Consider the following 21,661-nt stretch of genomic DNA (forward strand, 5'->3'; position numbering starts at 1 on the left):
ATATGAACAAGAAAGACAAGAATTCCCGGAATAAGGCTGACGCGGATCACGGGATTCCTGCGCCGGAGACCAAACTGTTCAACACCAAATTCAGCCGCCGCGATATGCTGCGACTGACCGGTGCCTCGGGTCTCGGGCTGCTGCTCGGCGGAGGCGGGGTGGGCGGCATTATGGCGGCACGCCAGGCAGCAGGACGGGCGGTCCCCGCCGCCGCAGCCTCCGGGCAGAATGAAGAACAGGCGGATACGATCCCCTTCTACGGCAAGCACCAGGCGGGGATTCTTACCCCTGCGCAGAATTTTCTGTGCTTCGCTTCATTTGATGTGACGACTACCAAGGTCAGTGATCTGAAAAAACTGCTGGAGGACTGGACTGCCGCCGCCGCTGCCCTGACCTCGGGTACGATGATCGGCACGGCGAACGACAAGCCCAATCTCCCGCCTACTGACACCGGCGAGGCGGACGGCCTCACCCCTTCGGGGTGCACGCTTACCTTCGGGGCAGGTCCGGCCCTTTTCGACAGCCGCTTCGGCCTCTCCGGCAAACGGCCCGCCTCCTTCACCGAGCTCCCGGCATTCACAGGGGACAGCCTGGAGCCGCAGTGGTGCGGCGGCGATCTCTGTGTGCAGGCCTGCGCGGACGATATGCAGGTGGCGTTCCATGCCATCCGCAATCTCGCCCGTATCGCCAGGGGTACGGCGGTGCTGCGCTGGACCCAGGAAGGCTTCCAGCGCAGCGGCAGCGCCGATCCGTCAGGCGGCACCCCGCGTAATCTGCTTGGCTTCAAGGACGGCACGGGGAATCCGGACGTCACCAATGAGACGCAGATGCGAAATATCGTCTGGAGCGGCAGCGCCGATGGCCCGGCCTGGATGAACGGGGGCACGTATCTTGCGGTGCGGCGCGTACGGTTCCGTATTGAGGTCTGGGACCGCTCCTCGCTGAGCGATCAGGAAGCCACCTTCGGGCGGCACCGGCAGAGCGGTGCACCGATTGGAGCCGGAGATGAATTCGCCGAGCTGAATCTGGCAGCAGCCGATGCCAGCGGCAAGCCCGTCATTCCGCCGGATTCCCATTCCGCCCTCGCTCATGGGGACGGCTCGGTCAAGATTCTGCGCCGCTCCTACTCCTATTCCAGCGGCATGGATCTCAAGACCGGACAGCTTGATGCCGGTCTGGTGTTCATCAGCTTCCAAAAGGATCTGATGAAGCAGTTTGTCAGCATCCAGCAGCGCCTTGCGAAGAATGACCGGCTGAATGAATACATGGTTCACACCGGCAGCGCCGTCTTCGCCTGCTTCCCGGGTGTACGCGAAGGCGGATATATCGGGGAGCTGCTGCTCGAGGGATGAAATGCCTAGGCTGTGACCGGTGACGCTGAGGAAGCAGGAGCTATGGGGATTGCGAGGCCGAAAGCGCAACGGCGATTCGGGGACCGGAGAGGACGGAAAGGTAGCTGATCGTTACGGACTGAGAGGCCTTTATTTTCTCTTTTCGAGCATATTCAGCTACTCCAACGGACTGCACGGCGCTTATTTCCGCTACAGCGGGCGTTTTCCTCCCAATTATTTGTACATAAGCTCCACTGAGTCCGTTTAACTTGCAGAAACGTTAATATTACTAAAATAAGCGCAGCTGAGTCCGTTGCAAGTGACCCCTCCTCGCTAAACTTGAAGGGAATGATCCCGATGATGATCACGGTTACACAGAGTCCATGGCGGCCGATCAGGGCAGCGCTGCTGCTCCTCTGCCTGCTTGTGCTGCTACCCGGCGCGCCGGCTTCTGCGTCAGGCGCGCCGCTGGATGAGCTGCTGCCGCCTGTAGGCAGCGCGCTGGTCGAGGCCGGCCAGAGCCGCTGGGAGGCGGCGGCGGCCGATGTTGAATCGTTCGCGGCGCTGTGGCGCAGCGCTAACGAGAGCAAGCCGGACCCGGCACTCGCCGGTCCGGCTGCTGAGGTGGACGCCGCGCTGGCCGCCGCGGCGGAAGCCTTGGCGGGCGGCGGCGGAGCGCCCGCCAAGGCGGCCCTGTCCACGCTCGCCCGCAGCGTGGACGCGTTCGTCACCGCCGCCGCAGGCGAAGGCGGCGGTGACACGGGCGCCGCCGGACGCGCAGCGGCGGCGAAGCTGCTGCCCGCGGCGGAGCGCACGCGGGATGCGGCGCGCAGCGCCGACTGGGCCGCGGCGGCGGAAGCCTACCGCGCCGTGGTGAACGGCTGGACGCCAGTGGAACGAGGCATCCGGGCGGACAATCCCGCCGTCTACGGCTTGCTGGAGACGAAGATGAGCCTGCTGCGCATTGCGCTGCAGGCAGAGCCGGTCCGCGGAGAGGCCGCGCAGGCGGAGTCGGAAGCGCTGGTGACGCTGCTGTCCGGCTACAGCGAAGGCAAAGCCGTCGATACCGGTGACGCGCCAGCGGAGCCGGCTTCCATTGAAGGGCTGATCAGCTATCTGAAGCAAGCTTCCGCTTCTGCCCAGGCCGGCGACAGCGCAGCAGCCGCTGATATAATGGAACAGTTCATCGCTGCCTGGCCTTCGGCCGAAGGCCAGGTCCAGCTGGCCTCACCCAAGGTCTATGCCAGCATCGAGAACAAGAGCACCGCCGTCACCGGTTATCTGCTCTCCAGCCCTCCGAAGCTGGACCAAGCGCTATCGCTTATGGACACAATGCTCTCTGAGTTGACGCCGCTGGCCGGGGAACAGACTTATACCGCATGGGATGCGGCACTCATTCTGCTGCGCGAGGGGCTGGAGGCGATTCTTGTACTCGCCGCCCTGCTTGCCTATCTGCGCCGTGAAGCAGTACCGGCGGCCCGCCGCTGGGTCTGGTCCGGCGCAGCGGCAGGTCTGGCTGCAAGCATCGGCCTCGCCGTATTGCTGACCTATTCCCTCTCCCAAGCCGCCTCCGGCGGCGCACGCGAGCTGATCGAAGGCATCACCGGCCTCGTCGCTGTGGTCATGATGCTCACCGTCGGCCGCTGGCTGCATGGGAAATCCAGCACGGTAGCCTGGAATAAATATGTGGACCGCCAGATGCAGGGCGCTCTGGCCAAAGGCAATCTGTGGTACCTGTTCTTCATCGCTGCGCTGGCCATTTTGCGCGAAGGGGCCGAGACTACGATTTTCTACGCAGGAATGGCACCGGCCATTGATACCTCTCAACTGCTGCTCGGGATTGGCAGTGCCCTTGTGGTCCTGATTATCCTCGGCTATGCCATGATTGCACTGAGCGCCAGATTGCCGGTTGCCGCCTTCTTCCGCGCTGCTACAGTGCTGATCTACTATCTGGTGTTCCGCTTCCTCGGGGAGAGCCTTCACGCCTTGCAGATCGCCGGCAAGCTGCCCGCCCATAACGGCCACAGTCTGCCTTCCATCGGCTGGCTGGGCATATATCCGACTTGGGAGACCACCATCCCGCAGCTGCTTGTCCTCGTCTTCATCCTCTGGGAGCTGCTGCGCAGCAGACGTAGAGTCAACAAGACAAAGGCTGCCAACGGGATCACTAAATAAACATACTAATAATATAAAAGCTGCAATCTGTGCGTGTGCCTTCAAACACGCAGATTGCAGCTTTTTGTATCTCTGCCCTAATCCGAACTTGTAAGGAATATTTACAAGTTCAGATTAAAGAATCAACAGAAGTTGAATGCCGTGTCAAACACTAATTGCTGAGCGTGCAAGTGCAGAAAAGGACCATATAGGATTACCTGCGCGTCAGCACAATGTATGTTGTTTTCCACATACATTTGGCCCATGTGCCTGCGCGTCAGCACAATGCATGTTGTTTTCCACATACATTTGGCCCATGTGTCTACGCGTCAGCACAATGTATGTTGTTTTCGACATACATTTGGCCTATGTGCCTACGCGTCAGCACAATGTATGTTGTTTTCGACATACATTTGGCCTATGTGCCTACGCGTCAGCACAATGTATGCTGTTTTCCACATACATTCGCATTTGGCCCATGTGCTTACGCGTCAGCACAATGAACGTTGTTTTCCACATACACTTGGGCCGCAATTATATACATACTTTATCCAAAATCCACCTCCCTCCCCCTTCATTCAGCCCCAAATCAGCCTTAAACCAAACTGCCTATTGCAACCTTCCGCAATTTGTTTTATCCTGAGTATGAAAATAATTTTCTTAATAAACATAAGCATTGTGTAAAATAATTTCAGAAAGCGGTGCATTCGGCCAGATTAAGTATTCATTCTACATGTACATCTTATAAGTAGAGAAAGCTACATGAATCTGAATCTATAGAAAAGAAGGTGAACGCTTGTCTCCCATTCTGCATGCTCTGGAGCATGACAAGCCCAAGCTGTCGCAAATGGAACGCAAGCTGGCTGAGCGTATTCTGGCCTCGCCCGGGGAGATTGTCCATATGGGCATCACCGAGCTGGCGGAGGAATGCGGCATCAGCACAGCGACGATTACGCGGTTCTGCAAAGCGCTGCACTTCAAGGGGTATCCCGATTTCAAGCTCAAGCTGGCGGCTGAGCTGGCGCATAGCGATGGCTCGCCGGAGACCGGCAGCTCCTCTTATCAGGACATCGTGGCCGGCAATCCGCTGCAATTCATTGTAGAGGCCATGCAGGCCAACCACCTGGCCTCGATCCGGGATACCACCTCGCTGCTGGATCTGAGCCGGCTGCAGCAGGTCATTGATCTGCTGTGCCGGGCGCGGCGGGTTGATCTGTACGGGATGGCAACCTCATCCATCGTAGCCCAGGATTTCTATCAGAAGCTGATCCGCATCGGTGTGAACTGTACCGCTTTTGCCGATTCCCATATGCAGATTACTTCCGCTTCCTCACTCTCTTCCGGCGATGTAGCCTTTGCAGTCTCTTATTCAGGAGAGACCCCGGAGACGGTGGATGCCTTAACCTGTGCGGCCGCAAGCGGCGCAGCCACGGTGTCGTTAACCTCATACGGAAGCAGTACTCTCGCTACACTCGCTGATATTCCGCTGTTCTCCTCGTCTCTTGAGCAGGGCATGCGGCGCGGTGATATGGCCTCACGGATCGCACAGCTGCACATTATCGATATTCTGTTCACCGGCATGGTCAGTACCCGGTTTGGAGATTTCATCCCCAAGCTGGAGCAATCTTATCTGAACGTCCAACATTACCGTCATAAACGGGGAGGTCAAATCTAATGAACATTTTGAAATTTCAGCATGAAGAAGATTTCGCAGCCACAGGAGCTAACCTGATCGCCAGTCTGCTGCAGAGCAATCCCAGAGCCGTTCTCGGACTGGCTACCGGAAGCTCCCCTGTCGGGGTATACGAGAAGCTGGTGGAGATGCACCGCAAGGGCAATGTCAGCTTCGCCAAGGCATCATCCTACAATCTGGACGAATATGTCGGACTGCCTGTGGATCATCCACAGAGCTACCGGAGCTTCATGAATGAGCATCTGTTCAATCACATTGATATCGACCTGGCACGCACCCATGTGCCTAACGGAAATGCTCCGGACCTTGCGGCCGAATGCCGTGCGTATGACAAGCTGCTGGAGGATAACGGTCCGGTGGATCTGCAGATCCTCGGCATCGGCAGCAATGGCCATATCGGCTTCAACGAGCCGGATGCCAGCCTGAGCAGCGGAACACATGTGGTCGATCTGCTGGAAGAGACCCTGGAAGCCAATGCACGCTTCTTCGAGCGTGTAGAGGATGTGCCGCGTCAGGCGGTAACAATGGGCATCGGCGGAATTCTTAAGGCGAAGCAGATTGTACTGCTTGTCCGCGGGGAAGAGAAGGCGGAAGCAGTTAAAAATGCGCTGGAGGGCCCAATCACTACCCAGTGTCCCGCCTCGCTGCTGCAGAGCCATCCAAATGTGGTCGTCCTGCTGGATGAAGGAGCTGCGAAATGGCTGAAATAAACGGTGCGCACGGAGAATTGTTGTACGGCAAGGTGCTGACTCCTGACGGAATCACCGAGCAGGGTGTAATTGCCGTAGCGGATGGCTTGATTCAATATGCCGGAGAAGCCTCCTGGCTGCCCGCAGCCTATGAGAGCTGGCAGACAGTCACCCGGGAGCCGCAAGGTCTGCTGATCCCCGGATTCGTCGATGTGCATGTGCACGGCGGAGCCGGACATGACTTCATGTACAGCGATGCAGATGCGCTTGACGATATCACACGGTTCCATGCCTCACACGGGACGACCTCTATGCTTGCTACAACCATGACGGCTGCCAAGGCAGACATCGATCAGGTGTTAGCTGAGGTAGATGCTTATCGTTCCCGTGAGGGCGGCATGCCTTATGCAAGGCTGGCAGGTGTACATCTGGAGGGGCCGTTCATCAGCGTGAGATGGCCAGGAGCGCAGAATCCTGAGCACATTGTTCCGGCTAATATAGAATGGCTGGAGGAATGGGAGGAAAAGTATCCGGGAATGATCCGTCAGGTCACCCTGGCTCCTGAGCGTGAAGCTGCCCTGGAAGCTATCCAGTGGCTGCGCAAGCATGGCATTACGGCTGCGCTCGGCCACACAGATGCCACATTCGAGCAGGTGATTACCGCTGCAGATGCCGGGCTGAACCATGCGGTGCACATGTTCAATGCCATGACACCGCTGCATCACCGCAAGCCGGGAACAGCCGGTGCCGTCCTGTTTGATACCCGGATCAGAGCTGAGGTGATTGCCGACGGCATCCATGTTCATCCGGCAGCCATCAGCCTCATTACCCGGCTCAAAAACAATCATAATCTGCTGCTGATCACAGATGCCATGTCAGCAACCGGACTCAGCGACGGAGAATATGCCATCGGTGATCTGCCTGTGATCGTCAAGGACGGCATAGCCACGCTGAAGGAGCACCCCGAAGCGCTGGCCGGCAGCACACTGACGATGATTAGCGGGTTCCGTTATCTGGTTCAGGAGGTTGGTCTCAGTCTGCTGGAAGCCTCACAGGCTGCCAGCCTTAATCCGGCGCTGTCGCTCGGCATGCAGCGGTCTATCGGAACGCTTGAGGCAGGGAAGCGCGGCGATATTCTGCAGCTGGATCAAGACCTGAACCTGCGGGGCGTATGGATCGGCGGACGTAAGCTGGAGGCCTGATCCGGATAAGACACAGCTTCGTATTCGTATTCGTATTCGTATTCGTATAAACACAACAATGCAGCCCTCTCACCCGGCTTTCCGGGTGAGAGGGCTGCATTGTTTGTGTCTGTCGTCATTCACTTTTGCCCTGCTGTGCCGTCATTTGAATAAGCCTCATATCCCTCTGGAATACTATCTTCATTCAAGGCACTATGCTGTAGCGCCTGCTCACTGTCCGCTGCGCGCAGGGAAAATCCGTTCCGCCATGATGCGGAATTCATTCGCGAAGCCTCTGAGCGGATGTCCGGCACGGAATTCCCGGGCATAATAATCGGCCCGTTCCACGAAATCCGGGTTCGCCGAGACATAGACATTGCCGACGTATGTGTTGCCTTTTTTAACCTCTGCGGCGATTTTGTTCTTGATCTCCCCAGGAAGCGTGTCTTTATCCTCCCCTATACTGCTTCTGGACATCAGCCCGTTATTGCCGTTCCCCGGATAATCTTCGGGAGCTGCCATACCTGTACCGCCAATGGTTCCAGTGCCTGTCAGACTTCCCGGAATGCCGGCCATGGAGCCGCCTGTTCCCGTCATTCCCGGCACCCCCGCAGCAGTTCCTCTTCCCGTAGCTTTCTCGCGGGTGGTACTCCGGGTGTGAACCTTGCCCGAAGCATCCTCCAGCATTACAGCGACATAAGCGCTTCTGCCAACCATAATAACGTTAGCTGAACGGACTTCCCGCATCGCCGCAACACGGTCAGCCAATTCTTTGCTCATCTCCATGCTGCCGAAGTCATCGTCACGGTTCATGTCCCGTGCGGAGTTCACGTGGATGCGCCCGTCTGTCCCCCGTACACTTTTCGTCTGCATATTGCCGCTATCTGCCGAATGGCCGGCACCGCAGCCGGTCATACTTATGGTGCCGAGCAGCAAGGCTGCAGACACGGACAAGCCTAATTTCGATCGCAACATTCCTTCATCCCCCATCACAGAATAATATAGTGTAGTGTGACAACCCTTAGCATGGCTCCTCCTCTGCCCGGTTATCCAGAAAGGATTTGGCAGAGCTGCCTCCACAGTCACATGTAAGAGAACTCCGGCGTATCTTATATAACAGCAGACTGTGTTTCTCCGCGAGAGTCCAGATCAGGAGGGGTAAGCTTGAGAATTCTATTTACGTTTTATGTACCGAGCGGCGGGGTTGAGACCCTGAACAGACTGCGGTGTGAGAGCCTTCAGAAGAACGGCATCGAATGCCATGTGCTCTATCTCATGCCGGGGTCCGGCACCCACAATAGTGTAAGCTTCCCGGTATTTGTCACGAACCAGGATGAAGAGATCAGAACGGTACTGAATACCCATCATTATGACGCCATTATCGTAACCTCCGATTATCTGCTGCTTGAACGCCTGCGCCGGCTGGGGTATGGCGGCATCCTGATCTACGAGTCCCAGGGTCTGGGAACACGAAGCGAAGCACGTAACGTGATTATAGAGTCCGTGCCTTATCTCCAAGCCTTCTGCAATGCCGTGCTGATTCCCCCCACCGATCATTTACTGGAGCTGTTTATCGAGATCTGCCCCTGGCTACAGCGCTATGTTATTCCGAACCTCGTGGATGTACAAGGATTCCGCTATATCCCAGCCGAAGCGCCCGTTGATCCTGTTATCGCCTGGGTAGGGCGGCTGGAGCCCAACAAGAACTGGAGCGAGTATCTGAAGATTGCCTATCATATCCGCAAACAGAGGCCTAACCTTCATCTCTGGATGTTCCATGATCCGAGCTTGGCCTCAGATGACCAGAAGGCGGCATTCAATGAAGAGCTGCATGCCCTTGGCCTGAATGACCGGCTGAATGTGTTCACAAACATGCCTAACCAGATGATGCCTGTCTATTATTCATCGATTGCCGCTTCAGGAGGCTTCCTGCTGTCCAGCTCAGTCACAGAAGGCTTCGGATATGCTGTAGCTGAGGCTGTCTGCTGCTCCTGTCCGGTACTCAGCACGGATTCCGACGGAGTCAGATCCTTCATCACCCATAATATTACCGGCAAATTCTATCCGCTTGGCAATGTGGAGGCTGCCGTGAACGAAGGACTTGAGCTGATGAATAACACTGCGCTGCGTGAAGCCATCTGCTATCAGGGCCGTCAGCATATGGTTACGCATTTCGGATTCGATCAATACGCACATTCCTTCCGCGAGATGATGAACTCCTTCTCTATCTTCTAACTATTGCAAGCAAGCTTCATATATCCTATCTGCAGGCCAAAAAAAACCTTCAATCCCCAGCGCCAGCCGGGGGTTGAAGGTTTCTCTGTGTTTGGCGTTCTGCCTGGAGGCATCACACGCCTTGTCTGGACACCATCTCGAACAACTCGGCCTGGAAAATCTGCACGCTTCTCTCCCAGGTAAACTGCAGTGAATCCTGCTCTCCCCTGGCGGCCAGACGCTGTCGAAGCTCTCGGTCCTCTATCAGCGTCACTATATCCGCAGCAAGACGGTTCTCATGACGGTATGACATCAGACAGTTCTGCCCGTGTGCGCAGTATTCAAGATTCCCCCCCGAATATACGGTAACCAGTGCAGCACCGCAGCGCATCGCCTCCAGCCCCGGCAACGAACCGGCATCATTAGTACTTGCGCTGACAAAAATATCTGTCTCATTGTAATGAAAAGCCAGCTCGTTGTCATTGCCGGGTGTCCGAAGCTGATAACGCCCGGTGTTAAGCAAGGCCTGCAGACTATCAGATGCGGCATATTCAGCAGGGGGAGTCATGATATAGATCTCCACCTCTGGATGAAGCCGCTTGACCATATCGAGCTGCTGAATCAGGTATTCCTGTTCCCGGTGGCCGGAGAATCCGCCCTCCGGACGCCGCATGATGGCCGAGACGATCAGCGGCCAGTCTGCGTTGTCGCGTAAATGCGTATTCTTGAAATCCGGAGCAACGCCGACCGGAACAATTCTGCCCTTAATGCCGTGATTGATCCGTATGACCTCCTGCTGCCAGCGGGACAGCAGAAGCAGGTTGCGGGTAATGCTGTAGGAAGCGAACGACTGGTTATTATCCGGCAAGAAATTCGGCTCATAGCATAAGGCCAGCCGGATATGCAGCCCTTTGCCCTGCCGGCTGGCCCGCTCGGCAACCGGAACGGTTGTATAATAATTGGAGATAATTACATCCCCATAGGGAAAATCATCTTCGGTAAGCACCGGAGCGGGCGCAGTGATAATCGGACATTTCATCTCATATTCAACAAAGCCATGGCTGGGTAAAAGAACAACGACCTCATGGCCAATTTCAGCCAGACGGTTAGCCAGCTCAGTTATCATCCGCTGCGCGCCGCCTCTGGATAAGGTCAGAACCGGGAAGGTCAGTCTCAATTCCTTGTCTCCTTTCTCAGCAGCTGCGTCAAATTGCCCCTGTGCATGAACTGCACCCTTGCAATCTCCCGGTTCTGCGCCTCGCTGTGCAGGACCGAGCCCATCTCATTATGCACACGGTAATCCAGCAGCGGCTCTTCTATATAAGACCACTCATAATGCGGAAGAATCCGCAGCCACATATCATAATCCTGTGTATACAGGAGGCTTTCATTAAATGCTCCCACCCTGGAGAGGATCTCCATATCAAACAGCACCGTGCTGCCGTTAACCGGACAGCTGGACATCATGGTCTGAATGAGGGCCGGCCTGCTGCAGGCCGGCATTCGGACGATGTCCTGAAACCGTTGCCCGTGCTCATTAATATAGTAGTAAGCCGTATGATTGAAGGAGGTTCCCGAGCTGCGGATGACTTCTATTTGCCGTCTGATTTTATCGGGATGGAACAGATCGTCCGCGCTTAACCAGGCAAAATAAGCTCCGTTTGCCACCTCAATTCCCCTATTGAGCGCCGAGCCGGTTCCTCCGTTGGTCTTGCGGACATACACGATCCGGCTCTTATAGGCTTCAAGCTTCTCCGTATGGAGTGTGGAACCGTCATCCACCACGATCAGCTCGATATCCGCGTAGCTCTGGGCCAGCACGCTCTCAACCGCCAGATGCACGTAGGGACAATTATAGAACGGAATCACCACCGAGACCTTGGTCTTCTGATTCATGGCCCGGCCTCCTCCCTGAGTTCATTTATACTGTTTTGCAGGCGAGCAGGGCGTCCAGCGGCGCGTGATTCTCACCGAAGGCTTCCCGGAATGAAGGATTCTCCGCATGGTGAAATCCCTTCAGTACGGTTACAGCGTAGCCCAGCTTCAGGAAGTCCTCAGGCTCCCAGCCGCTCCAGTGCTTCTGGTAATACTCCCCATGCAGATTGAAATGGTCCTTCCCCTCCTGCGGGAAGAAGCCCCGTGGTGTAAATACGATGACACGGTTCGCAGCGATAAGCTCCGCCTTACGTAGCAGCTCTATGCCTTCACTCATCGAAAAATGCTCCAGAGAATCGATCAGAGTGACCGCAGAGAAGGTTCCCGGCAGGAACAGCTTATCGATATGGCCGGCATCGGCATGAACCGGAATGATATGAGGGGACTTGTATTTGCGGTGCAGCAGATAAGGCCTGTGGATATCCAGCCCCAGCACTACAGCGGCCTCATACCGCTCCAGCAGCGTACCGGTACCGCTGCCGATATCCAGAATACTCTCGGAGAATTTCAGCTGCTCCAGCAGGACCGGCAGGAAGTCTTTCACTTCAATTTCCCGGTACATATGCTCTCCCTCCTAAGCGTTAGTTGCTTGGTCTTGGGCTGTGCTGCAGTGCCGGCTATGCGCGCTCCGGCAGCTAGCCGCCCATGGAAGCAATCAGGGCGCTTAAGGGAGCGTGATAACGGGCACTGGTTGCTGCAGCCTCGGCCATAATGACATCGTAGTGTCTGAGCGTGCCCATTCCCTCATGCCGGCGGTAAGCCGTCAAGGACTGGTTCAGCATCACCGGTGCATAACCGTTCAGAATCGCCCGGTACCACAGATCATAATCATGGGTATACGGCAGTGCTTCATCGAACATTCCGATGGCTCCGAAGATCTCCCGCTTGAACATCACCGTACAGCCGTTGATAGGATTGCCGTACAGGAAGCAGCGCAGATATTCAAGCTGATTCGGGAATACGGCCGCAGCATTCAGCTCCATAGCCTGCGAGTTTCCATTAATGTAATTGAAGTTGGTGTACGAGATCAGCAAACGGTTCTGTTCCATGAACAGAACCTGATTATTGATCTTGTCACGATAGAACATATCATCCGAGCTGAGCCAGACTACATAATCTCCCGTGGCATGCGCAATACCGTGGTTAAGTGCCGAAGCGGTGCCGCCGTTGGCCTTGCCCAGATAGTGAATGTAGGGCAGGTAAGGGGTAATCCGCTCTGCATGCAGAGTTGAACCGTCATCCACTACGATAATCTCATAAGGCTGCCAGGATTGGCTTATGGCGCTCTGCAGCGCCTGCTCAATATAAGGGCAATTGTAAAAAGGAATAACTACGGATACTCTGGGCTTCATAACAACCTTCCTTCCTTACCGGCCCTTGTATAGCCGATAATATCCGCCAGCGAACGGTCCAGCGCAATCTCCGGCATCCAGCCGGAAATAACAGCATAGTCCCCCGATTCTTCAGGCGGTACCTTACTATCAGCAGATTCAATTGGAGGCTTCGCCGGAACGGCAGGTGTCGGGGAAGGATTGCCCCGACTGTGCTCCTCCTGCGGGCCCCAGTCCATCGCAACCGGAGCTGCCGCATGGGCCAGCAGCTTCGCCGCAACCTCCCCCAGCTCCCGCTCTGTCCCGGAATCAATGCGGTAGATCCTTCCTGTCTCGCCCGAATCCAGAATGAAGCCATAGGCCCTGACCGCATCACGCACATCCAGAAAGTCACGCAGCGCATGGCGCGAGGAGAGCCGAAACGCAGCAGGTGCAGCCGATCCGGTTACAGCGGCTGCTTCACTGCGCACAATATGCTGTGCCAGCAGGGAACAGAAGCCGGTGGACGGACCCGGACCAATCAGGTTCGAGGGCTCCGCCATCAGCACCGGCTGTGCAAACAGCGTTGCCCAGGCCAGCGATACCAGCTCCTCCAGCGTCTTGCTAAGGCTATAGGGATGGGGCGGGTCTGCCGCACCCGGTCTATACTTAAGCCGGGAGCCGGCCACCAGAATACGGCTGGCCGGCTGGACACGCAGCGCCTCAAGCAAATAAAGAGTAGCCATTACATTGGTCTCCATGTAGAGCAGCGGGTCCCTCCAGGACTCCGGGACCGAATTCTTGCCTGCCAGGTGCAGCACCTGATCCGGCTTCACCGCTCCAATCATTGCCGCCACAGCCCTGCGGTCCCCCAGGTCACAGACATACTGCTGAACGCCGTCCGGGAACAACTCCGCAGCTGGCTTGCGGCGGACTACAGCAGTCACCTCCGCTCCTCCGGCGGCAAAGTAGGCCACGGCATGCCTGCCGGTAAAGCCGGAAGCTCCGGTAATAAGGAGACGCCGCCCGCTCATGTCAGCAGCTCTGAGCTGCGCATAAAGTCGGCAAGCTCGCTAAGCATCCGGGGATAGGAAGGCAGCTCAATCGTGACATCGCTTCTCGTGCTGATCAGCGTCCGGTCCTGAACCGGCGTCTGCTGCGGGATGATCTCAACATCCTCTTTATGAAATGCGGTCTGCATCATCTGCAGCAGCTGATATTTGCTTACGGGCTGCGGGTGGGCCAGATGAATCAGCCCGGAGAGATCCGAGTCCAGCAGGGAATCGATGGCTTTGGCCAGCTCCAGGGTGGTGACTCCATTCCACATCACGCATTCATATCCGGTTACCCGGCCTTTCTGGGCCAGAAACCATTCCATGAGGCCGATTCCGCCGGAGCGGATCTCGGGCCCGATAATGGAGGTACGGATCGTGAGATGTCCGGGATCCCGCACTTCTCCAAGACTCTTGGTGAGGGCGTAGACCGAGGTTCCATCCGCGGCATCCTCCTCCGTATAACCGCCGCGTGTTCCTTCGAACACGCAGTCGGAGCTGATATGGATGAGCCGGGCATGAATCTGGTCCGCTGCCCGCCGCAGGCGGTGGGGCAGAAATCCGTTGACATGATACGCGCCGATCCGGTCCCGTTCGGCGAATTGATTGAGTACCCCCATCGCATTAATAATGCAATGGGGGGAGACGATTTCAACCAGCTTCTCTACACCGGCGATGTCGTCGGCGTCTACATACAACCCTCCAAGATCCTTCTTATCCCGGGTTGTATGGAAGATGTGGTGCTTGCCCTGGCGGCGAAAATACTCCGCCAGCATATGACCTGCCATACCATTTCCGCCGAGAATCAGGAGCTTCACTGGAGGAACCCTCCCCGGATCAGGATATCTTTGATTTCAGCCTGCTCCATCAAATGATTCTCCGAGCTGAAGCTGCTGAAGGACACATGAGGGAAATGACGGTAATGCTCCTTCAGCTCCGGCATATCGAGTGTGGGCAGAATAACCAGGTACTGCTCATCGTAGACCACCGTAGTCAGGCTCTCGAAATCGCTCATCAGGATCTCATGGATTTTCTCACCCGGGCGGATGCCGGTCTCGATCATACTGACATCCGTCCGGCCGGAAGCTTCAATCAGCACATCGGCCAAATCCACGATCCGGCAGGTCGGCATGGTCATGACAAAGATCTCTCCGCCGATACTGACATCGGAAGCCTTGAACAGCAGGGTAATGGCATCGCGCAGGGTGAAAAAAAACCGGGTCATGTTCATATCCGTAATCTTTACCTGTCCCTTGTCCTTGATCTGCTTCATGAACAGATGGACCACGCTGCCGTTCGTACCCAGCACATTGCCTCCGCGCACCGTAACAAACTTGGTGCCTGAGCCGATCAGATTGGCATAGACGAACAGCTTCTCACCGATGGCCTTGGTCATACCGTAGAAGTTCGACGGATTGGCCGCCTTGTCGGTAGAAATGTAAATCGCCTTCTCCACATTGTTGGCAATCGCGGCTTCGATGACATTTTGTGTGCCGACCACATTCGTCTTGAGCGCCTCGTACGGCTGGTCCTCGCAGACGGGTACATGCTTGAGCGCGGCCAGATGGAAGACATAATCCACACCGCGGCAGGCAGCCACCAGCGCATCCTTGTCACGGATATCGCCGATGATGAAGCTGAGATGCTTATCTTCAAATTCACGGCTCATGGCTACCTGTGCAGACTCACTGCGGGAGAATACGATGATTTCTTTGGGATGCTGCGGCAGCAGCTGCCGGATCAGCTCATGCCCCCAGGAACCGGTACCGCCTGTAACCAGAATCCGTTTATTATTGAACATGCAGGTTCCCTCCAAGCAGAAATTTAACTACCTTTACCGAGACACCTTGGGCAAGATACCCTTCCGGCGCCTCCCAATCGGGCTTAAGCGACGTCATCAGCACGGTGCAGCGCAGAATGCTGTTCTGTTCTACCCCGGACACTACATTACTTCCGCAATCGATAGTTTCCGGGCGTTCTGTCGTCCGGCGTATGGTCACCGTAGGCACTCCCATCAGGCAACATTCTTCTTGAACGGTGCCGCTGTCGGTAATGGCGCACAGGGCATAACGTTCCAGATGAACAAAGTCAAAAAATCCGAAAGGTTCGTGAAACTCCACCAGCGGGTTCATACTCAGCGGGAACTGCTCCGTAAGCTTGGAGCGTGTACGGGGATGGATGCTGCAGATCAGGCGGAGTCCCAAATGCTCAGCCACCAGGTTCAGCCCGGACATAATCTGGAGCAGCGACTCCGGATCATCGACATTCTCGGCCCGGTGGGCTGTTACCAGCAGATACCGGCCGGCTTCAAGCTTCAGCCGGGACAGGATGTCACTGGCCGCGATCTGCTCTTCGTAATGCGTAATCACCTCATGGATGGGGTTGCCGGTTAACACGATACGCTGGCTGGGGAACCCTTCGCTGAGCAGATGTCTCTTACTCTGCTGGGTATACGGCATATTTATGGTGGAGACGGCATCTATGACACGGCGGTTTTTCTCCTCCGGCACTTTCAGATCGTAACAGCGGTTGCCTGCTTCCATATGCACCACAGGGATGCCCATCCGCTCGGCCAGAATGGCACATAGCGCACTGTTGGTATCCCCCAGCAGCAGCACGCGGTCCGGCTGCTCTTGAAGCAGAATGCTCTCCAGACTGCCGAACATGGCGGCCAGCTGACCCCCGAGTCCTGCCTGCTTATCCTGCAGCACGTAGTCCGGTGCGCGGAGTCCCAGCTCAGCGAAGAATACCCCGCTGAGGCTGGCCGTGAAATTCTGTCCCGTATGCACCAGCACATGCCGCTCCGCATACCGGTCCAGCAGCGGAATGATAACGCTAAGGCGGATGATCTCGGGCCGCGTGCCCAAAATCGTCATGATCTTCATGGGTTCACTCCCCTTTGATTATGGCCTGCCCTTAGGAACCGGGCAGGCTGCTCAGGATGCCTTACGCCGCCGCTTGCTCCGGCGGCTTCCGGCCTGGCCCGCGCGGCGCTTCTTGCCGCCGCTGGCCCGACGGCGCGCGGAGCCTGCCGCGCGCTTCTTGCGGCGCGGGCGCGTTCCCGCCGCGCCGCTCCGGGACTTGGCGCGGCGCAGCCTGCCGCGCCGCAGCTTCGCGGCCCGCAGCCGTGCGGCGCGGCGCCCGGTCTTGCCCCGCGTCGGCTGTGCCGCGGGGGCGCTCTTCCCGCCCGCCGGCGCAGCAGCGGGCGGGGCTTCCAGGCCGCCGATGAGCTGCGGCGGCTGGAGGCAGTAGCGGAGATGCCACCTCTCCGCTAAGCCTTGCAGCCGGACGCGGTAAGCCGCCGGGCCGTAGACGGCCTCGATGCGCTCCCGCGCCTGCCGGCCAATGCCGGCCGCCATCGCCTGGTCGGCCAGCAGCGCGTTCACCCGCCCGGCCAGCGCATCCATGTCTCCCGCAGGCACTAGCAGCTCGCCGCAGCCTGCGGCGTCCAGAATCTCCCGCAGGCCGCCGGAATCATAAGCGACAACCGGCTTGCTGAAGGCATAGCCCTCCAGGGCCGTCATGCCGAAGCCTTCCCGGATCAGGCTGGGGACAACAAGCAGATCCATCGCGCAGTAAGCGGCCGGCAGACATTCTTCGTACCCGACAAACCGGAAGCGTGAGGTCAGACCCTCCAGCTTCACCTTGCGGACACAGCGCTCATAGTAGCTTTTATCCCCGGGAGTCCCCACTACGAGGTAGCGGGCAGCCGGATGCTGCTCATGCACCAGAACCGCCATCTTGACGAAATGCTCCAGTCCCTTCTCCTTATTAATGAAGGAAGAGACATAGCCGATCAGCGGGTCCCCCGGGGCGATCTTCAGCTCACTCCGCCGTTCCCCGCGCAGCTTGCTCCAGGCCTCGAACATCAAATCCGCGTCACTCCATGACGGAGGAAGCTGGGTCACCTTACTATCGCGGATCTCCTCGGGGAAGCACGCTGCCGCTGTCTGTGAAATCGCCAGAATCTCATCGCTGTTGTTGTGGATCAGCTCTACGCTGATCGGGGTGAACTCGTTGTCTGTAATGGTCTCCGAGATCTTCCAGATCACCGGTATGCCCAGTGACTTCGCCGCGATGGGCGGCAGGGCATGCACACAGGTGCTGGTGATCACGAAGGACGGACGGAGCTCCGCAAGCCAGTGAGTCAGCTCATGATATTCCCGGCCCTCCTGCAGCTTGCGGATATCTGCCGGAAGACCGGCATAGGGAGTGTATACTCCATAGACCAGCGGAATAGACATCAGCCGGACTTGAAGGCCGTAGCTCCGGGCCAGCTGTGTCAGCTTCCCGTCCTGCGGGGCTACGAGGATACAATTGAAGTAAGGAGACAGCTCCCGGCTGAAGAATAACAGCAGCTTCTCCGCACCCGTAATACTGCGCGTGTTGGAGACATGGGAAAAGAGGACGATCGTCGCTTTGTCGGCCATGGTGTCTCGGCGCTCCCCTGCGAAGGGCTGTGGAGCAGCCATTCACCTCCTAAATTTTGAATGCACACAATCTGTTATCACTCAGCAGTGCTCCTGCTTGGGACGGGTATATTAGCTGACAGGCTAACATCTCTGCCCGGTACTCCAGTATATTGAGGAGGCACAGATGCCGGCACGACACCTGTCCCCTGTGATACGCACATTTTGCTGACAGCCTGTTCTACGATTGCCCTGCTGGCTTACCCGTAAATAACCCTAAGCAGCTGGCTCAGACGTCTGGTATACGTATGATCCCTCAGTGTCCGTTCGAAGGCGCGGAGGGACATCTCCCGGCGCTCTTCCTCGTGCGTCAGATAGTACTGGATTTTGTCCATCAGCTCGCGGGGGCCGGAGAAGGTGTCGATCTCTTCGCCCACCTTGTAGAAGGAGCCGAGATCATCACGGGCATCGCAGAGCTGCAGCGTGCCGCTGGCAGCAATCTCGAACGTGCGCGGATTCGGCGATACAGCCGGAATATACAGCGTGTTATTGTTGACGGCATCGTCGATATGCGAGCGGTGAAGGTTGATCACAATCTTCGAGCCGCTGTAAGCTACAGCCGTCTCCTGGGGGGACATCCATTTGCCGATCTCAATCCGGTCGCCATAGAGCGGTGCTTCCGGCAACCGGTCCCACCAGATTCCGTTAATGACCGTGTTATAGCTCATCAGCTCCGGCATAATATCGCGGAAGAAATTAATCCGGTTCCAGTAGGCAGACCCGATGAAGCTGACATCCCGGCTGACCGGCGAGCGTCCGGTAGTCGGACGGTAATGCTCACGGTGTGCGGCAAAGGGCAGATAGTGGACCTCCGTGCAGCCAAGGCCGCGGTAGATCTCTACGCAATTACGCTCCAGTGTGAATACATAGTCATAGTGAGGCACAATCTTCATTGTGAAATCGGTGTAATACGGATCATCGGTCAGCCAGATCGCGGTCTTGATGCCCTGACCGCGCAGAATAGCCACCTGCTCCAGGGGCAAATCCAGGCCATCCAGCACAAGCACGAGGTCGGGACGCTGGGCAGAAGCCAGCTCTACCAGATTCTGGCGCACATCGGTAATCGTCACGTGAGTGGTCAGTCTTTGCAGCGCGAAGAGCACAGCATCATCAATCGGAGAGTACGGATACCCTTTGCCTGAAGCCACGTACATCACATGGATATTCCTTACCGGCTGCGGCTCCTCCGGGCGTCCGTCCAGAACAGCCAGACGTCCCCGCAGATATCCTTCGTCATAGCCTCCCTTGAAGCCGGTCAGACGTCCCCGCAGCTTCTCTTCCTCCGCAGGGGTTCTCGGCAACGGCGGGGCAGGCATAATAAATTCGTTGTTCATGAGTATTCGCTCCTTTTGATCCATAATGAAATTCACCCTCTTGAAGTAAGAACACCCAGTAAATGAGGCAGACGCGAAGTAAAGGTATGCCGGCGCAGCGTGGTCTGCAGTCCCCGCAGCGCATACTGCCGGCGCTCCTTGTCGTGCTTCAGGTAATAATCAATTTTGCGCTTCAGCTCATCGGCAGAAGCGAAGGTCTCCAGATCCCGGCCCGGCTTGTAGTGGATATCCAGATCCTGCCGGATATCGGTCAGCTGCATCGTCCCGCAGGCGCTGATCTCATAGGTCCGGGGATTAATGGAGAGGGACGGAAGCTGGAACGTATTCCGGTTGTCCATCCCTCCCTCCCAGGGCCGGTGGATATTAATGACCAGCTTCGCGCCGCTGTAATAATTGGCGGTCTCCTCCGGCGGGATGAAGCCCTCTCGGATGTACGGAGACAGCTCCTCGAAGTGGGCCAGCCGCTCCCAGAATCCGCCGGCGATGAGCACCTTCTTTCCCCGCAGGAAGGGGACCAGTTCATCGAACAGCTCCGTACGGTTGCGGAAGGCGTTGCCGATGAACACGACATCATAGTGATATTGCGGTCCGGTGTGGCGCGGGTAGAACATCTGGGGGTTGACGCACAGCGGAAGGTAATGCACAGACGCCGTCCCCAGCGAACGGTAGAATTCCACACAGCCCAGCTCATGCGTGAACACATAATCGTAATGCCGGCAGATGACGGATGTGTCCTCGGTGAAATAAGGATCATCCACAAACCAGATCGCCGCCGGGATACCCAGCTGTCTTATTGCCGTAATTTGTTCCAGATGATTCTCCGGAAAAACATGCAGCCCGTTCATCACCAGCACCGCCTCAGGCAATTCGCGCGATGCCACCTCCAGCATAGTTTCCGGAGGACAGATAATCAGCTCGCTTACCAGCAGCCGCAGCGCTTCTGCGACTCCCGCATCGATGGCCTGAAACCCCTGGGGAACATACATCAGTTTTAACGGCTGACATTCCCCCACTTCAAGGGTATTCAGGCGCTTCACGGCTTCGCACAGGCCGAGATGGTACCCTTGCAGATAGCCATCCCGGTAATCCTGTGGAAGCCCGCCTCTCTTTTTTGTTTTCACGGCCTTCACCCTGCCCCGTTATATTCTCAAGACAGTAGTACTATATGCGGAGTCAGCATCCACCTCATGGACATCTGTCTGTATCACACCGAAATTGGCATATGCCCCCGGTCTTTCGCCCGCTTGGCCCGAACATCTACAGAATCCGTCCACTCTTGTCCATGCAGAGGCAGGGTCTGCACTTCGAAGCCTACTCAAGTCCTTTGCGGGTAAGACGGGAATCATCTACAATTAGAGGCATCACCTTTCACAAGAAAAACTTACTGAGGAGGCACTAAGATATGAGTTCCATCTATGGCCCTATGCTGTATCTGCGCCATGTCGAGCTGCTGCGCGATGCAGTCCCTTCCTTTGGAAGCTATCCTTTTAATCTGCCGGTGGTACGCACCCTGGACCGGCTTGCTTTTCAGAAGCAGGTCACTTTTCTGGTAGGAGAGAACGGTAGCGGGAAGTCTACCTTGTTAGAGGGCATTGCTGCTGCCTGGGGGTTCAATCCGGAAGGGGGGACGCTGAATTTCTCGTTTAATACCCGCGCCTCGCATTCCAGTCTCTACGAATATTTGCGGATTGCCAAAGGGGTGAAGCGGCCGAAGGACGGCTTTTTCCTGCGTGCGGAGAGCTACTACAATGTGGCTACTTACATCGATGAGCTGGATGAGGACCCCGAGGCGGGAAGACCCATTAAATCCTCCTATGGAGGAAGCTCGCTGCATGAGCAGTCGCATGGAGAATCCTTCTTCTCCACATTCGTTCACCGCTTTGGCGGACAGGGCATCTATATTCTGGACGAGCCCGAAGCCGCTTTGTCTCCCCTGCGGCAGATGTCACTGCTGGCGCGGATGCATGAGCTGGCTGCGCAGAATTCCCAGTTCATCATCGCCACCCACTCCCCGATTCTGATGTCCTATCCGGGTGCGGAGATTCTCCTGCTGGAGGGAGAGAGCATTACGCCTGTTGCGCTGGAAGACACGGATCATTACACAGTCACCCGCGCCTTCATGACCAACCGGGAGAAGATGCTCCGCGAGCTGCTGGGCGATGAGCCTGATCCCTTATAAGCAGAAACGGCTCGGCCGTCCTGTTAAGAACGGCATTCGTTTCAGCGAGAACGTTAGGATTGAAACATATAAACGCTTAAATTTTAAAAAAAGACACTCCGCGGCGTTAACCGTCAAAGT

The 21,661-nt window shown here is 56.8% G+C and carries 19 protein-coding genes; 7 read left to right on the top strand and 12 right to left on the bottom strand.

Annotated elements, in window-relative coordinates; translation table 11 throughout:
* Nucleotides 1–2: 2 nt before the first annotated feature.
* The 5 genes from efeB to nagA all read left to right on the top strand — a co-directional run bounded on the left by efeB (nt 3) and on the right by nagA (nt 7,069).
* Nucleotides 3–1,352, top strand: coding sequence for an iron uptake transporter deferrochelatase/peroxidase subunit (gene efeB, locus NYE26_RS24470; RefSeq protein ID WP_339250794.1), 1,350 nt, complete (start codon nt 3–5; stop codon nt 1,350–1,352).
* 327 nt (nt 1,353–1,679) lie between these two features.
* The gene (locus tag NYE26_RS24475) at nt 1,680–3,506 is read left to right on the top strand and encodes an FTR1 family protein (protein ID WP_339257607.1); all 1,827 of its coding nucleotides are present in this window, start codon (nt 1,680–1,682) and stop codon (nt 3,504–3,506) included.
* 775 nt (nt 3,507–4,281) lie between these two features.
* Nucleotides 4,282–5,160 carry a MurR/RpiR family transcriptional regulator gene (locus NYE26_RS24480; RefSeq protein WP_036727152.1) on the top strand — a complete coding sequence of 293 codons (879 nt, stop codon included), beginning with the start codon at nt 4,282–4,284 and terminating at the stop codon, nt 5,158–5,160.
* Nucleotides 5,160–5,888 carry a glucosamine-6-phosphate deaminase gene (gene nagB / locus NYE26_RS24485; RefSeq protein WP_036727151.1) on the top strand — a complete coding sequence of 243 codons (729 nt, stop codon included), beginning with the start codon at nt 5,160–5,162 and terminating at the stop codon, nt 5,886–5,888. The genes NYE26_RS24480 and nagB overlap by 1 nt, the downstream gene beginning before the upstream one ends.
* Nucleotides 5,876–7,069, top strand: a complete 1,194-nt coding sequence (gene nagA / locus NYE26_RS24490) for an N-acetylglucosamine-6-phosphate deacetylase (RefSeq protein ID WP_339250796.1) — start codon at nt 5,876–5,878, stop codon at nt 7,067–7,069. Before nagB ends, nagA begins: the two co-directional genes overlap by 13 nt.
* Nucleotides 7,070–7,279: 210 nt before the next feature.
* Here the strand turns inward: nagA and NYE26_RS24495 are convergent, their stop codons facing one another.
* Nucleotides 7,280–7,996, bottom strand: coding sequence for a YhcN/YlaJ family sporulation lipoprotein (locus NYE26_RS24495; protein WP_339250798.1), 717 nt, complete (start codon nt 7,994–7,996; stop codon nt 7,280–7,282).
* Nucleotides 7,997–8,212: 216 nt separating this feature from the next.
* Between NYE26_RS24495 and NYE26_RS24500 the strand changes: the two genes are divergently transcribed.
* On the top strand, nt 8,213–9,283 hold the full coding sequence (locus NYE26_RS24500) for a glycosyltransferase family 4 protein (protein ID WP_209876019.1): 1,071 nt from the start codon (nt 8,213–8,215) through the stop codon (nt 9,281–9,283).
* Nucleotides 9,284–9,395: 112 nt separating this feature from the next.
* On the opposite strand, the gene NYE26_RS24505 is transcribed toward NYE26_RS24500, so the two are convergent.
* The 11 genes from NYE26_RS24505 to NYE26_RS24555 all read right to left on the bottom strand — a co-directional run bounded on the left by NYE26_RS24505 (nt 9,396) and on the right by NYE26_RS24555 (nt 20,483).
* Nucleotides 9,396–10,439, bottom strand: coding sequence for a glycosyltransferase family 4 protein (locus tag NYE26_RS24505; RefSeq protein ID WP_339250799.1), 1,044 nt, complete (start codon nt 10,437–10,439; stop codon nt 9,396–9,398).
* Nucleotides 10,436–11,158 carry a glycosyltransferase gene (locus NYE26_RS24510; RefSeq protein ID WP_339250800.1) on the bottom strand — a complete coding sequence of 241 codons (723 nt, stop codon included), beginning with the start codon at nt 11,156–11,158 and terminating at the stop codon, nt 10,436–10,438. The genes NYE26_RS24505 and NYE26_RS24510 overlap by 4 nt, the downstream gene beginning before the upstream one ends.
* A 25-nt stretch (nt 11,159–11,183) precedes the next feature.
* Nucleotides 11,184–11,759, bottom strand: coding sequence for a class I SAM-dependent methyltransferase (locus NYE26_RS24515; RefSeq protein ID WP_076082334.1), 576 nt, complete (start codon nt 11,757–11,759; stop codon nt 11,184–11,186).
* A gap of 73 nt (nt 11,760–11,832) precedes the next feature.
* Entirely contained in the window at nt 11,833–12,549 is a 717-nt protein-coding gene (locus NYE26_RS24520; RefSeq protein WP_036727141.1) for a glycosyltransferase, read from the bottom strand.
* Nucleotides 12,546–13,541, bottom strand: a complete 996-nt coding sequence (locus NYE26_RS24525; RefSeq protein WP_209876014.1) for an NAD-dependent epimerase/dehydratase family protein — start codon at nt 13,539–13,541, stop codon at nt 12,546–12,548. The genes NYE26_RS24520 and NYE26_RS24525 overlap by 4 nt, the downstream gene beginning before the upstream one ends.
* Nucleotides 13,538–14,377 carry an SDR family oxidoreductase gene (locus NYE26_RS24530; protein WP_036727137.1) on the bottom strand — a complete coding sequence of 280 codons (840 nt, stop codon included), beginning with the start codon at nt 14,375–14,377 and terminating at the stop codon, nt 13,538–13,540. The genes NYE26_RS24525 and NYE26_RS24530 overlap by 4 nt, the downstream gene beginning before the upstream one ends.
* The gene (locus tag NYE26_RS24535; protein WP_036727136.1) at nt 14,374–15,360 is read right to left on the bottom strand and encodes a polysaccharide biosynthesis protein; all 987 of its coding nucleotides are present in this window, start codon (nt 15,358–15,360) and stop codon (nt 14,374–14,376) included. Before NYE26_RS24535 ends, NYE26_RS24530 begins: the two co-directional genes overlap by 4 nt.
* Nucleotides 15,350–16,444, bottom strand: a complete 1,095-nt coding sequence (wecB, locus tag NYE26_RS24540; protein ID WP_036727134.1) for a UDP-N-acetylglucosamine 2-epimerase (non-hydrolyzing) — start codon at nt 16,442–16,444, stop codon at nt 15,350–15,352. Before wecB ends, NYE26_RS24535 begins: the two co-directional genes overlap by 11 nt.
* Nucleotides 16,445–16,495: 51 nt before the next feature.
* Entirely contained in the window at nt 16,496–18,031 is a 1,536-nt protein-coding gene (locus NYE26_RS24545) for a glycosyltransferase family 4 protein (protein WP_339250804.1), read from the bottom strand.
* Between the two features lie 197 nt (nt 18,032–18,228).
* Complete coding sequence (locus NYE26_RS24550) at nt 18,229–19,362, bottom strand: glycosyltransferase (RefSeq protein ID WP_209876010.1); 1,134 nt, start codon at nt 19,360–19,362, stop codon at nt 18,229–18,231.
* Nucleotides 19,363–19,394: 32 nt separating this feature from the next.
* A complete protein-coding gene (locus NYE26_RS24555; protein WP_339250807.1) occupies nt 19,395–20,483 on the bottom strand; it encodes a DUF3880 domain-containing protein in 1,089 nt (362 codons plus the stop codon).
* A 281-nt stretch (nt 20,484–20,764) separates the two neighbouring features.
* Here NYE26_RS24555 and NYE26_RS24560 point away from each other — a divergent pair, with 281 nt between their 5' ends.
* Nucleotides 20,765–21,541: an AAA family ATPase gene (locus NYE26_RS24560; RefSeq protein ID WP_339250809.1), complete on the top strand. Its 777-nt coding sequence runs from the start codon at nt 20,765–20,767 to the stop codon at nt 21,539–21,541.
* Nucleotides 21,542–21,661: the final 120 nt, after the last annotated feature.

This window comes from Paenibacillus sp. FSL P2-0136 (assembly GCF_037975325.1).
In the GTDB taxonomy this organism is placed as follows: domain Bacteria; phylum Bacillota; class Bacilli; order Paenibacillales; family Paenibacillaceae; genus Paenibacillus_AQ; species Paenibacillus_AQ silagei.